Below are 13122 nucleotides of genomic sequence, written 5' to 3' on the forward strand. Positions count from 1 at the left end.
CCTCGTGGATGACTTCTGGTCAGGTCCTGCGCTGTGCTGAGTCGTTGACGTGCTGTTCGGTCGGTCTGACGTGGTGTCGGATCGGTCTCTGCCGTGCGGAGGACGATCCTACGTTTGAACCCCTGGGGCGCATCAAGGGTCTCACGGCGCCGTGTGCGCCGGAGTGCGATCCCAGTCCGCCGGCAGTTCCGGAACCCGCCATCCCGGATCGGGCCGCCAGTCCTCCCAGCCGTCCGCGAACGGCGTCCCCCACGACTTGATCCGCTCCACCGCCCGCTCCCCGGCCGCCCGCACCCGGGCGGCCTGCTCCGGGCCCATGAGGCCGGACCGCTGGGCCTGCGCGAACTCGTCCTCGTCCCGCCACAGCCAGCTGCGGTCGGGGTAGACGGAGATGTCGAGGAAGTGGTCCTCGGAGTCGAGACCGCCGGACCACCGGACCCGGGGCTCCTCCAGATTCACGTACCAGCTGCGGAAGCGCCAGCCGCGCTCCCAGAACAGCCAGACCGACCACGGCTCCCCGGGCCGCGCCAGCTTCAGCACCCCGCTGCCGGACCAGCGCGCGCGCTCGGTGGTGCGCGGGGCGGTGTAGCGGGTGGCGAGCGGCTCGTCGTGGACGGGCGTGCCGTCGGCGAGCACGGGCCGGACGCACTCGGTGTCGGGCGCCATCCAGACCGCGAGCAGCTCGGGCGTGTCCTGCACGACCGTCACCGGCCGGCAGATGTGCACCGCGCCGGTGCCGTTGCCGCGGTAGCGCCAGAGGATGTGATCCCCCGGCGCCCAGTGCTGAGAGCCGCCCGATCCTGTCATGCGCAGATCTTAGGGGCGCGCTCCCACGACCGCTGCGGCACAGATCACGAAGGAGTCTGCTACCGGTCACGTACGAATCGGCTACCGGCCGGTCGCTACCGGCCGGTCACCTGCGGGGCACCTCCGCTACGGGTGCGTCATCCGCAGCACGTCCAGCGCCTCGTCCAGCTGCTCGACCGTGAGGTCGCCCCGCTCGACGTAGCCGGATTCGAGGACCACCTCGCGGATGGTCTTCCGCTCGGCGAGGGACTTCTTGGCGACCTTCGCGGCCTCCTCGTAGCCGATGTACTTGTTCAGCGGGGTGACCACGGACGGCGAGGACTCGGCGTACTCGCGGGCGCGGTCCACGTTCGCCGTGATCCCGTCGACCGTGCGGTCGGCGAGCAGCCGGGAGGCGTTGGCGAGCAGCCGTACGGACTCCAGGAGGTTCTTCGCCATCACCGGCAGCATCACGTTGAGCTCGAAGTTCCCGGCCGCGCCCGCCACCGCCACCGTGGTGTCGTTTCCGGTCACTTGTGCGGCGACCATGAGGACCGCCTCGGGGATCACCGGGTTGACCTTGCCCGGCATGATCGAGGAGCCGGGCTGGAGGTCGGGGAGGTTGATCTCGGCGAGGCCGGTGCGCGGGCCGCTGGCCATCCAGCGCAGATCGTTGGCGATCTTGGTGAGGGAGACGGCGATGGTCCTGAGCTGCCCGGACGTCTCCACCAGGGCGTCGCGGGCGCCCTGGGCCTCGAAGTGGTCGCGGGCCTCGGTCAGCGGCAGTCCGGTGGCGCGGGCGACCTCGGCGATGACGGCCGCGGAGAAGCCGGCCGGGGTGTTGATCCCGGTGCCCACCGCCGTACCGCCGAGGGGGAGTTCGGCGAGGCGGGGGAGTGCGGCGCGGAGCCGTTCGGCGCCGTACCGGACCTGTGCCGCGTAGCCGCCGAACTCCTGGCCCAGGGTGACCGGGGTGGCATCCATCAGATGCGTACGGCCGGACTTCACCACCGTCGCGAATTCGGCTGATTTTCGCTCCAGGGAGGCGGCCAGGTGGTCGAGCGCGGGGATCAGGTCGCGGGTGACGGCGGCGGTGGCCGCGATGTGGATGGAGGAGGGGAAGACGTCGTTCGAGGACTGCGAGGCGTTGACGTGGTCGTTGGGGTGGACCTCGCGGCCCTCGGGGAGCCGCTCGGTGGCGAGGGTGGCGATCACCTCGTTGGTGTTCATGTTGGACGAGGTGCCCGAGCCGGTCTGGAAGACGTCCACGGGGAAGTGCTCGTCCCAGCGCCCCTCGGCGACCTCCCCGGCCGCCGAGACGATGGCCTCCGCGCGGTCCTTCTCGATCACCCCGAGCTCGGCGTTGACCTCGGCGGCGGCGGCCTTGATCCGGGCCAGGGCCTCGATGTGGGCGCGCTCCAGGCGCTGACCGGAGATCGGGAAGTTCTCCACGGCCCGCTGGGTCTGGGCCCGCCACTTGGCGTGCGCGGGGACCCGCACCTCGCCCATGGAGTCGTGCTCGATGCGGTAGCCGTCGTCATTGCTCATGGTGAGTCAACCTCCTGAAAAAGATGAGCACTTCTCTTGTTCGATGTATTCCCAAGGGGCGTACCGGCCAGTAAAAACCGTGGGTAACCCCACTTCCAGGAGGCGCAATGAAGCGCACCAGGTACAGACTCCGCTGGCCCGTCGCGGCCGTCGCCGCAGCCGCGGCGGCCCTCGGCAGCATGACCGCCGCCGCCCCCGCCGGCGCGGCCGACACGAGCACCGCGGCCGGAATCACCTCCGTACCGCTCTCCCCCGAGCTGGAGGCGATCCGGGCGGCCGAGGCCACCAAGATCTACGGCAGCCCCGAGGAGCGCCCGCTCGCCCAGCGCAAGACCGGCCTGATCTCGCTGGGCGACAGCGAGATCTCCGGCGAGGGCGTCGGCACGTACGAGTCCCCCACCAACGGGCCCACCAACTGGTGCCACCGCTCCCCGGACGCCGCCATCCACCGCACCGGGATCCCCGCGGACCTCACCTTCAACGTCGCCTGCTCCGGTGCGTACACCGGCAACATCAGGATCGGCGGCTCCAAGCAGTACGCCGACGAGCTCGTCCAGAGCGACAACCTCGCGGTCAAGGCCCGCAACACCCGCATCAAGATGGTCCTGCTCGTCGCCGGCGCCAACGACGACCTGCAGTTCGGGCCCGTCATGACCGACTGCGTCCAGCGGTTCGTGCTCAGCCAGGGCACCTGCGAGCCCAAGTACGCCCCCGGCTGGCAGGCCCGCGTCGACGGGCTCGTCCCCAAGGTCGAGCAGACGGTCCGCGACCTCAAGACCGTCATGCGGGACGCCGGATACGCCGACGGCGACTACAAGCTCGTCGTCATGGGCTACCCCAGCCCGATCGGCCCCGACTTCTACGACAACCCGAACTTCCCCGGCAAGCTCGCCTGCGGCGGCATGGGCTACGACTCCGACACCAAGTGGGGCCGCAACAGCGCCGTTCCCGCCTTCGAGCGCGGCATGCGCAAGGTCGCGGCCGACACCGGGGCCACCTACCTCGACAACTCGCGCCTCTTCAACGGCCACGAGGTCTGCATGGAGGACACCTGGGCCCGGGGCCTCTACATCGACCTCTCCAAGCCCGGCGGCCTCGACGAGAACTCCGTACGCCAGTCCTTCCACCCCAACAGGAGCGGCCACGGCGCCTTCGCGTCCTGCCTCACCCAGATCTACAACTCGGGCCTGCGCGAGGCGAGCTGCGCCGACGTCAACTCCTCCGGCACCCCGACGCTCTTCCCGCTCGCCTGGGACGACGCGTACCAGCCGCTGAAGAACCAGGCGACCGGCAACTGCCTCGACGTCAACGCCTCCGAGTCGGCCAACGGCACCGCCGTCCTCGGCTGGGACTGCCACGGCGGCCGCAACCAGAACTGGTGGTACGACTCCGCCCGGCAGACCGTCCACACCCAGCTCACCCAGGACCGCTGCCTGGACGTCCCGGGCGCCGTCTACCAGACCGGCAAGGCGCTCATCATCTGGAACTGCAGCGGCGCCGCCAACCAGAAGTTCGTCCGTGACGGCGCCACCGTCCGGCCCGCCGCCGCGACCGGACTCTGCCTCACCCAGGGCGCGGCGAAGGAGCCGATCCGGCTCCAGAACTGCGACGGCTCCGCGAACCAGAAGTTCGTGTAAGGGGCAACCCCAGGAACGCCGTGGCCTCCGTCCGGTGCGGGACGGGGGCCACGGCCATGCCCGGAGCGGCCGGGCCTCACCCGAACGGGCGAAGTCGCGCCGAGCACCGGACAATGTGAAGCGTGCCGAGGGGGACCCCCATCCCACGGGAGGCAGGACATGATCCGCAGCTTGAGGACCGGTACGCTCGGCGTCTGTACGGCGGCGGCCATCGCGGCCGTCGCCTTCGCCGCCGCCCCCTTCTCCGCCTTCGCCGACGACGGAGAAGGCTTCGAGTTCACGCTCTACGCCAAGCAGGTCCCGCCCCCCGGGACGAACGAGAGCAGTCCGCCGCCCAAGGTCGGGGACCACCCCGTCTTCGCCGACGACCTCTACAAGACCAAGGGCGGCGACACGGTCGGCCGCGACGGCGTGGCCTGCGCCGTGGTGCGCGTCTCCGGCGACCAGGTCGACATGAACTGCGTCGGCACCATCCTCCTCAACGGCGGACCCGGCGGACAGATCGCCGCCCAGGCCCTCACCACGTTCGACACCTCGAACGACACGCCGTCCGCCTTCGACCTCGCCGTCACCGGCGGCACGGGCGACTTCAAGAGCGCGCGCGGCTACATCCGTGTGACCCCCGACGGGGACTACGACCGGATGGACTTCCACATCACCAAGCGGTGAGCCCGTTACGACAGCTTGCCGCCGTAGTCCGGGAGCTTGAAGGCGCGTTCGGCGTGGCCGCCGACGAGATCGGTCGTGTTGTTGCCGATGTTCGCGATGATCGTGTAGCCCTTGGCCTCGATCTCGGCGCGCTTCTCGGTCTTGTACGCGCTGACCTCGGCGAACAGGTCGGGCAGCGAGCGCACGTAAAGACCGTCGACCGGGTATCCGGCCTTCTTCAGGTTCCAGTCCGTCAGGGAGTAGATGATCCCGGGCCGGGCGGTGACGAAGAAGACGGCCACCCCGCGCGCGTGGGCGTCGCGGACGAGCGCCCGCACGTCCGCGATGGCGGGGGTCGGCAGCTCCCAGAACGGGTGGAAGTCCGTCTCCAGGGAGCTGTTGTCGATGTCGAGGACGATGGCCTGCTTCTCGCGGCCGGCGTTCTCGGCGCGCGCCTCGATGTACGGGCGGGCCTCGGCGACGACGGCCGCCACGTCGTGGCGCCAGGTGTCGTAGTCCACGCCGGCGAGGGCGGCGGTCGACGCGACGTGGGTGTCCGGGTCGGCGGCGGAGGCGGCGGGCGCGGCGCCGACGACGAGGACGGCGGTGAGGCCGAGGGCCGCGGCGGTGGTCTTGGCGGAGGGCATGGGGGGCTCCCGAGTGGGTCGAACCGGCTCAGTGATTGACATGCTCGCGACCCATACTGGCCAGTAGGTGACGAGAGGGCTACCGGTCGGTAGCGACTTTCTGAGCGAAGATCGACGACGCCCCCGGCCCTTCCGGGCCGGGGGCGTCGTGAGAGCTCTGGTCGTGAGAGCTCTAGGGGGCCCTACGGGATCAGGCGAGACCGGGGCCGCGCACCGGGATGTGCGTGAAGGTCGGCTCCGGGGCCGGGTTCTGGAAGAAGTCGTTGCCCTTGTCGTCGACGACGATGAACGCGGGGAAGTCCTCGACCTCGATCTTCCAGACCGCCTCCATGCCGAGCTCCTCGTACTCGACGACCTCGACCTTCTTGATGCAGTCCTGCGCGAGACGCGCCGCCGGGCCGCCGATCGAGCCCAGGTAGAAGCCGCCGTGCGCGCCGCACGCGTCCGTGACCTGCTGGGAGCGGTTGCCCTTGGCCAGCATGACCTTCGAGCCGCCCGCGGCCTGGAACTGCTCCACGTACGAGTCCATGCGGCCGGCCGTCGTCGGGCCGAAGGAGCCGGAGGCGTAGCCCTCGGGGGTCTTCGCGGGGCCCGCGTAGTAGACCGGGTGGTCCTTCAGGTACTGCGGCATCTCCTCGCCCGCGTCCAGGCGCTCCTTGATCTTGGCGTGCGCGATGTCGCGCGCCACGACCAGCGGGCCGCTGAGGGAGAGGCGGGTCTTGACCGGGTACTTGGTCAGCTCGGCGAGGATCTCGTCCATCGGCTGGTTGAGGTCGATCTTGACGACGTCACCCGCCTCGTCCAGGTGGGAGTCCTCGGTCTCCGGCAGGAAGCGCGCCGGGTCGGTCTCCAGCTGCTCCAGGAAGACGCCCTCGGCGGTGATCTTCGCGACGGCCTGGCGGTCGGCCGAGCAGGAGACGGCGATCGCGACGGGCAGCGAGGCGCCGTGGCGGGGGAGGCGGACGACGCGGACGTCGTGGCAGAAGTACTTGCCGCCGAACTGCGCGCCGATGCCGATCTTCTGCGTCAGCTCGAAGACCTTCTCCTCCAGCTCCTTGTCGCGGAAGCCGTGGCCGGTGGCGGCGTCGCCCTCGGTGGGCAGCTCGTCCAGGTAGTGCGCGGAGGCGTACTTCGCGGTCTTGAGCGCGAACTCGGCGCTCGTGCCGCCGACGACGATCGCCAGGTGGTACGGCGGGCAGGCGGCCGTGCCGAGCGAACGGATCTTCTCCTCCAGGAACTTCATCATGGAGGCCTCGTTCAGGACCGCCTTGGTCTCCTGGTAGAGGAAGGACTTGTTGGCCGAGCCGCCGCCCTTGGCCATGAAGAGGAACTTGTACGCGCCGCCGTCGGTCGCGTACAGCTCGATCTGCGCGGGCAGGTTCGAGCCGGTGTTCTTCTCCTCCCACATGGTGACCGGGGCCATCTGCGAGTAGCGGAGGTTCAGCTTGGTGTACGCGTCGTAGATGCCCTTGGACAGGGCCTCCTCGTCGCGGCCGGAGGTCAGCACGTTCTGGCCGCGCTTGCCCATGACGATCGCGGTGCCGGTGTCCTGGCACATGGGGAGCACGCCGGCGGCGGCGATGTTCGCGTTCTTCAGGAGGTCGAGCGCGACGAACTTGTCGTTGCTCGACGCCTCCGGGTCGTCGATGATCCGGCGCAGCTGGGCCAGGTGGGCCGGGCGCAGGAAGTGCTGGATGTCGTGGATGGCCTCGGCGGCCAGCTTGCGCAGCGCCTCCGGCTCGACCTTGAGGAACGTACGGCCGTCGGCCTCGAAGGTGGAGACGCCTTCGGAGGTCACCAGGCGGTAGGGCGTGGTGTCCTCTCCCAGGGGGAGCAGATCGGAGTACGCAAACTCAGGCATGACGGCGGCCATTCCTCACTCGGCAGACAGCAGCGCGCCGCCTCCGTTGGCGGGCGCGCCCTCCAGCGTATGACGAGGGCGCGATCCCGATCCTGTGAGGTAAGGCTCACTGGGGACCGGGACCGCGCCTCTGTGGAGTGTTTCGCCACGAGACCGTGGCGGTCGGGCGGGCGGTACGGGTCGGCTACGCGACCGTGGCCGTCGGGCGGTACGGGTCGGCCCACGGCGGGGGCACCCCCTGCGCATCCCCTACGTGTCCCCTAGGGGACAGGACCGGGGATCTCCCCCTGGTCGCGATCTATCGCGTTTCGCTAGGCTGAGTCCGTGGACCTCGAAAAGCAGCCCGAACCCGAGAAGCAGCCGCGGCCGCAGCGTCCGGTCGCCCCCGCCGAGCCCGCTCTCGCCGGGCCCGCCTTCGCCGATCCGCAGGGCTCGCTGCGGGCCTCGGACGCGGACCGGGACCGGATCGCGGACATCCTCAGGGACGCCCTGGCCGAGGGACGGCTCGACGCCGAGGAGCACTCGGACCGGATCGACGCGGTCTACCGGGCCAAGACCGTCGGGGAGTTGGAGCCGATCGTCCGCGACCTGCCGGGCGCCCGGACCGCCCGAGCGCCCGAACCGGCCTTCGCCTGGGGCTCCGACGACCCCGAGGGGCCCGCGGACAACCTCGTCGCGATCTTCTCCAGCACGACCCGCAAGGGCCGCTGGCGGGTGAGCCGCCGGACGAACGCCTTCGCGCTCTTCGGGAACGTCGAGATCGACCTGACCGAGGCGATCTTCGCCCAGCGGCTGACCACGATCAACGCCACCTCCATCTTCGGGAACGTCGAGGTGCGCGTCCCGGAGAACATCAGCCTGCGCGGCAGCGGCAGCGGCGTCTTCGGGAACTTCGAGGTCGTGACCCTGGAAGGGGTCGACCCGCAGGCCCCGGTCGTCGTCGTCAACGGCTACTCGGTCTTCGGGAACGTCGAGGCCAAGCCCAAGCGCGGCAAGTGGATCACCGACCTCCAGGGCAAGCTGAAGAAGAACCCCGGCCACTGACGCCGCTCCGGGGGGCGACCGTCCGGAGGTGACGGCCCCGGGTGACCGCCCGGGACGGCCGCCCCGGGCGGCCGTTCAACGGTGGCCGTTCGGCGGTGACCGGAATTCGCCGTCGGGTATCCGCAGTGCGGAACGGCAGGGCACGCAGTGCATAGGCGCGCGCACAGCGGGTAGGGCTGGTGCATCGCCGCTCGCTCGCGAAGCCGTCGTCAGGAGTAGACCGTGCTGCAACTGCCGCATCAGCCCCTCCAGGTCGCCGCCGTACCCTCTCAGCGCGCCCCTGCCCGGGAGGACGAGGCCGGTCCTTGGCACGCGGAGGCGGTGTGCCGCCGGGACGAAGCCGGGCTCTTCTTCGCTCCCTCCAAGGAGCCGACCGCCGCGCGACTCGCCCGCGAGGAGGCGGCGAAGCGGGTCTGCGCACGCTGTCCGGTGATGGTCGAGTGCCGGGAGCACGCGCTGCTCCAGCCCGAGCCGTACGGGGTGTGGGGCGGGCTCACGGCGGCCGAGCGCCGCGTCGTCCTCGCCCGGCGCCGGCGGCGTGAGGTGGAGCTGCGGAAGGCGGCCGCGACCGAGCGGATCGCCCAGGCGGGCTGACGGGACCGCGGAGAGCTTCCCGCCGCCCGTACGAGAAGGGGCGCCCCCACCGCACATGGGGGCGCCCCTCTTCGTACCGTCGTGCTGAAGCGTTACTTCGCGCGGTCGAAGTCGATCTGGCTGTACGCGCGCAGCTTCGAGAGCCGGTGCGTCGAGTCGATCTGGCGGATCGTGCCGGACTTCGAGCGCATGACCAGCGACTGCGTGGTCGCCGTCTCGGCGCGGTAGCGCACCCCGCGCAGCAGCTCGCCGTCGGTGATGCCGGTCGCGACGAAGAACACGTTGTCGCCGCTGACCAGGTCGTTCGTGGAGAGAACGCGGTCCAGGTCGTGGCCCGCGTCCAGCGCCTTCTGGCGCTCGGCGTCGTCCTTCGGCCACAGCTTGCCCTGGATCACGCCGCCGAGGCACTTGATGGCGCAGGCGGAGATGATGCCCTCGGGCGTGCCGCCGATGCCCATGAGCATGTCGACGCCGGTGCCCTCGCGGACGGCCATGATCGAACCGGCGACGTCGCCGTCCGAGATGAACTTGATGCGGGCGCCGGTCTCGCGGATCTCCTTGACGATGCCCTCGTGACGGGGGCGGTCCAGGATGACGACCGTGATGTCCTCGGGCGAGGAGTTCTTGGCCTTGGCGACCCGGCGGATGTTGACCGAGACGGGGGCGTTGATGTCGACGAAGTCGGCGGCCTCGGGGCCGGTGACCAGCTTGTCCATGTAGAAGACCGCGGACGGGTCGAACATGGTGCCACGGTCGGCGGCGGCCAGGACGGCGATCGCGTTCGGCATGCCCTTGGCGTTGAGCGTGGTGCCGTCGATCGGGTCGACGGCGATGTCGACCTCGGCGCCGGTGCCGTCGCCGACCCGCTCGCCGTTGAAGAGCATCGGGGCTTCGTCCTTCTCGCCCTCACCGATGACGACGACGCCGTTCATCGAGACGGTGGAGATCAGGGTCCGCATGGCGTTGACCGCCGCCCCGTCCGCGCCGATCTTGTCGCCTCGGCCGACCCAGCGGCCGGCGGCCATGGCTGCGGCCTCGGTGACGCGGACCAGCTCCAGGGCGAGGTTGCGGTCGGGGGCCTCGGGAGAAACGACAAGCTCGGGCGGAAGGTGGTGGTGCTCGGTCATCGGAACGCACCTTTCTGTACGGCGACGGCCGGAAAAAAGAGGGTGGTGCGACTCTATCGGTACGTCGACAAAATGAGCAGAGGGGCCCACGTATGAGCACAGCACCATGATGCGACCATGGTGGGCGTGGCAGGTATGCGAGGCAGGCAGACGGTACGCGGGATGTTCCAGTCCCTCGGGGTGATCATGATCGCCGCGGGCGTGATGTATCTCTTCATCCCGCACGACGAGGACGCGGCTCCGATCCAGGCGAAGGACTACCGGGTCGAGCTCCTCACGGCCCAGCGGGTGGCGCCGTATCCGGTGCTGGCCCCCGAGGGCCTCGGCGAGGGCTGGAAGGCGACGGTGGTCTCGTACAAGCGGGAGAAGGCCGACGCCTGGCAGCTCGGTTTCCTCTCCCCGGACACCCAGTACGTGGCCGTGAACCAGTCGACGGCCGAGCCGGGGAAGTTCGTGCCCGAGGTGACCCACAAGGCGAAGAACACCGGGAAGACCGAGACCGTGGCCGGCCGGGTCTGGCAGCGCTGGGAGGGCCCGAAGTACGACGCGCTCGTCCGTACGGAGAACGGCGCGACGACCGTGGTGGCCGGCACGGCCTCCTTCGAGCGGCTGGCGGAGATGGCCGGCTCGCTCCAGGCGAAGAAGGCCTGAGCCGGGTTTCCAGGCATACGGGAAGGGCCCCGCACTCGTGGAGTGCGGGGCCCTTTCGCGTGTGCCGTCAGGCTCAGACGGTGGTGACGACCTCGTCGAAGGAGAGGCGCGGGGAGCGCGGGAACCAGGCGTCCTCGCCCGGCTTGCCGATGTTGACGACCATCAGCGGGGTGTGGTCGTCGTCCAGGAACTCCTTCTGGACGCCGGCGAAGTCCAGGCCGGTCATCGGGCCGGCGGCCAGGCCGGCGGCGCGGACGCCCACGATGAAGTACGCGGCCTGGAGGGCGGCGTTCAGCAGCGCGGAGCCCTCGCGGACCGGGCGCTCCGAGAAGAACATGTCCTTGGCCTGCGGGAAGTGCGGGAGCAGGGCCGGGAGCTCCTCGTGGAACTCGTTGTCGGCGGAGAGGATCGCGACCAGCGGGGCGGCGGCGGTCTTGGCCTGGTTGCCCTCGGCCATGTGCTTCACCAGGCGCTCGCGGGCCTCGGGGGAGCGGACCAGGGTGACGCGCAGCGGGGACTGGTTGAAGGCGGTCGGGCCGAACTTCACCAGGTCGTAGATCGCCTGGATCTGCTCGTCGGTCACCGGCTCGTCGGTGAACGTGTTGGCGGTGCGGGCCTCACGGAAGAGGAGGTCCTGGGCGACGGCGTCAAGGGCGAGAGACATGCTGCGTACCTTCCGGACTGCAAAGGGGGGTCGCTCGTACGGGGTTCAAGCGATGTCTCGACAGTACGCCCAGGATTGGTGAAATTTCAACTAATCCATCCGGATAGTGATCCGCTTCACTCGGAGTCTACATGCCGGGGCGTGGCCGGGGCGGGGATCCGTCCAGGGGGTGCTGCCCGTGCGGGGCGCGGTCCAGGCGGGGGCCGTCCATGCGGGGCGCGGTCCAGGCGGGGGCCGCCCGTGCCGGGCTCCATCCGTGCCCGGATCCGCCCGCGCCGGGCTCCATCCGTGCCCGGATCCGCCCGCGCCGGGTGCCGCTCATGCCGGGGTCCGCCCGCGCCGGAGCGCTACTCGTCCTCGTCCTCCGCCTCGGCCGTGCGCTCCGCCGCCAGTGAGGCGTCGAGCCGGGCCCGCGCGCCCTCCAGGCGGAGGCGGCACACCTTTGCCAGCTCCTCGCCGCGCTCCCAGAGCGCGAGGGACTCCTCCAGGGAGGTCCCGCCCGCTTCGAGGCGCCGGACGACCTCGATCAGCTCGTCCCGCGCCTGCTCGTACCCGAGGGCCGCCTCTTCCGCGCCCGTGTCCGTACCCGCTGCCATCTCCCGCTCCATCCTTCGTACGTATCGGTCTCTGCTGAACGCTCAGGCCGGGTCGGCCACGCGCCGCACCGTGAACTCGCCCTCGGCCACCCTGGCCCGCAGCTCCTCGCCCTCCGCGACCTCCTCGGGGGAGCGGACCACCGCCCCGTCCGGCCGCTGGAGCACCGCGTACCCCCGCTCCAGCGTCGCGGCGGGCGACAGCGCCCGGACACGCGCCCGCGTGTGCGAGAGCTCCGAGTCCGCCCGGTCCAGAAGGTGCCCGAGGACCCGCCGGCTCCGCGCGAGGAGCGCCGCGAGCTCGTCCTCGCGGACCTCGATCATGCGGTGCGGATGCTCCATGACGGGCCGCGCGAGCGCGTGCGCAAGGCCGCGCTCCTCCCGCTCCAGGAGGCCGCGCACGGTCCGCAGTGCCCGGTCCCGCAGCCCGCGCACCCGGTCCAGCTCCTCGCCGACGTCCGGGACGACCTTCTTGGCCGCGTCCGTCGGCGTCGAGGCGCGCAGATCGGCCACCAGGTCGAGCAGCGGCGAGTCCGGCTCGTGCCCGATCGCGGACACCACGGGCGTACGGCACTCGGCCACCGCCCGGACCAGCTGCTCGTCCGAGAACGGCAGCAGGTCCTCGACGCTGCCGCCGCCCCGGGCCACGATGATCACGTCCACGTCCTCGTGCGCGTCCAGCTCCTTGACCGCCTGGACGACCTGCGGGACCGCCTTCACGCCCTGCACCGCGACGTTCCGCACCTCGAAGCGGACGGCGGGCCAGCGACGGCGCGCGTTCTCCAGGACGTCCCGCTCGGCCGCCGAGGCGCGGCCGCAGACCAGGCCGACGAGGCGCGGCAGGAACGGCAGCGGCTTCTTCCGGTCGAGCGCGAAAAGCCCCTCGGAGGCCAGGCTCCGCTTCAGCTGTTCGAGCCGGGCGAGCAGCTCGCCGATCCCGACCGGCTTGATCTCCGCCGCCCGCAGCGACAGCTGCCCGCGCGGCGCGTACCACTCGGGCTTGGCGTGCACGACGACCCGGGCGCCCTCGGAGACGACGTCCGCGACCGCGTCGAAGACCTGGCGGTAGCAGGTGACGCTGATGGAGATGTCGTACGAGGGATCCCGCAGCGTCAGGAAGACGACCCCGGCGCCGGGGCGCCGCGACAGCTGCGTGATCTGCCCCTCGACCCAGATCGCCCCGAGCCGGTCGATCCACCCCCCGATCATCCGGGAGACCTCACCGACGGGAAGCGGTGCTTCTGCGGACGTAGTCAGACCCATGGACCGAGCGTAACCGCGCGGTACGACAACGTCAGGGGCGCGCGGACGGTGCGCGGCGG

At 70.8% G+C, this 13122-nt stretch carries 14 protein-coding genes; 5 read left to right on the forward strand and 9 right to left on the reverse strand.

The window, feature by feature from the left end:
* Positions 1–141 precede the first annotated feature (141 nt).
* Both fomD and SVTN_RS24495 read right to left on the reverse strand, forming a co-directional pair.
* Complete coding sequence (fomD, locus tag SVTN_RS24490) at positions 142–807, reverse strand: cytidylyl-2-hydroxypropylphosphonate hydrolase (RefSeq protein WP_041131032.1); 666 nt, start codon at positions 805–807, stop codon at positions 142–144.
* Positions 808–933: 126 nt separating this feature from the next.
* Positions 934–2334: a class II fumarate hydratase gene (locus tag SVTN_RS24495; RefSeq protein ID WP_041131033.1), complete on the reverse strand. Its 1401-nt coding sequence runs from the start codon at positions 2332–2334 to the stop codon at positions 934–936.
* A 107-nt stretch (positions 2335–2441) separates the two neighbouring features.
* Here SVTN_RS24495 and SVTN_RS24500 point away from each other — a divergent pair, with 107 nt between their 5' ends.
* Positions 2442–3971 (forward strand): ricin-type beta-trefoil lectin domain protein, encoded by a 1530-nt coding sequence (locus tag SVTN_RS24500; protein WP_041131034.1) that lies wholly within the window; start codon positions 2442–2444, stop codon positions 3969–3971.
* Positions 3972–4130: 159 nt separating this feature from the next.
* Positions 4131–4640: an allene oxide cyclase barrel-like domain-containing protein gene (locus tag SVTN_RS24505; protein WP_041131035.1), complete on the forward strand. Its 510-nt coding sequence runs from the start codon at positions 4131–4133 to the stop codon at positions 4638–4640.
* 5 nt (positions 4641–4645) lie between these two features.
* Here SVTN_RS24505 and SVTN_RS24510 read toward each other — a convergent pair whose 3' ends face one another.
* Positions 4646–5266, reverse strand: a complete 621-nt coding sequence (locus SVTN_RS24510) for an HAD family acid phosphatase (protein WP_041131036.1) — start codon at positions 5264–5266, stop codon at positions 4646–4648.
* A gap of 190 nt (positions 5267–5456) precedes the next feature.
* On the reverse strand, positions 5457–7127 hold the full coding sequence (locus SVTN_RS24515) for a fumarate hydratase (protein ID WP_041134213.1): 1671 nt from the start codon (positions 7125–7127) through the stop codon (positions 5457–5459).
* Between the two features lie 324 nt (positions 7128–7451).
* Between SVTN_RS24515 and SVTN_RS24520 the strand changes: the two genes are divergently transcribed.
* Both SVTN_RS24520 and SVTN_RS24525 read left to right on the forward strand, forming a co-directional pair.
* Complete coding sequence (locus SVTN_RS24520; protein ID WP_041131037.1) at positions 7452–8171, forward strand: DUF1707 SHOCT-like domain-containing protein; 720 nt, start codon at positions 7452–7454, stop codon at positions 8169–8171.
* A gap of 222 nt (positions 8172–8393) precedes the next feature.
* Positions 8394–8765 carry a WhiB family transcriptional regulator gene (locus SVTN_RS24525; RefSeq protein ID WP_078908476.1) on the forward strand — a complete coding sequence of 124 codons (372 nt, stop codon included), beginning with the start codon at positions 8394–8396 and terminating at the stop codon, positions 8763–8765.
* Between the two features lie 92 nt (positions 8766–8857).
* Here the strand turns inward: SVTN_RS24525 and glpX are convergent, their stop codons facing one another.
* Positions 8858–9892 carry a class II fructose-bisphosphatase gene (glpX, locus tag SVTN_RS24530; protein ID WP_041131039.1) on the reverse strand — a complete coding sequence of 345 codons (1035 nt, stop codon included), beginning with the start codon at positions 9890–9892 and terminating at the stop codon, positions 8858–8860.
* 117 nt (positions 9893–10009) lie between these two features.
* On the opposite strand from glpX, the gene SVTN_RS24535 reads away from it, so the two are divergent.
* Complete coding sequence (locus SVTN_RS24535; RefSeq protein ID WP_174518284.1) at positions 10010–10543, forward strand: DUF4245 domain-containing protein; 534 nt, start codon at positions 10010–10012, stop codon at positions 10541–10543.
* Positions 10544–10616: 73 nt separating this feature from the next.
* Here the strand turns inward: SVTN_RS24535 and SVTN_RS24540 are convergent, their stop codons facing one another.
* The 4 genes from SVTN_RS24540 to xseA form a co-directional block, all read right to left on the reverse strand.
* Positions 10617–11207, reverse strand: a complete 591-nt coding sequence (locus SVTN_RS24540) for a malonic semialdehyde reductase (protein WP_041131040.1) — start codon at positions 11205–11207, stop codon at positions 10617–10619.
* 127 nt (positions 11208–11334) lie between these two features.
* On the reverse strand, positions 11335–11529 hold the full coding sequence (locus SVTN_RS45135; RefSeq protein ID WP_218922685.1) for a hypothetical protein: 195 nt from the start codon (positions 11527–11529) through the stop codon (positions 11335–11337).
* Between the two features lie 25 nt (positions 11530–11554).
* Positions 11555–11803, reverse strand: a complete 249-nt coding sequence (locus SVTN_RS24545; protein WP_041131041.1) for an exodeoxyribonuclease VII small subunit — start codon at positions 11801–11803, stop codon at positions 11555–11557.
* Between the two features lie 42 nt (positions 11804–11845).
* On the reverse strand, positions 11846–13063 hold the full coding sequence (gene xseA / locus SVTN_RS24550; RefSeq protein WP_041131042.1) for an exodeoxyribonuclease VII large subunit: 1218 nt from the start codon (positions 13061–13063) through the stop codon (positions 11846–11848).
* Positions 13064–13122 lie beyond the last annotated feature (59 nt).

Origin of the sequence: Streptomyces vietnamensis (genome assembly GCF_000830005.1) — a bacterium.
GTDB lineage: Bacteria > Actinomycetota > Actinomycetes > Streptomycetales > Streptomycetaceae > Streptomyces > Streptomyces vietnamensis.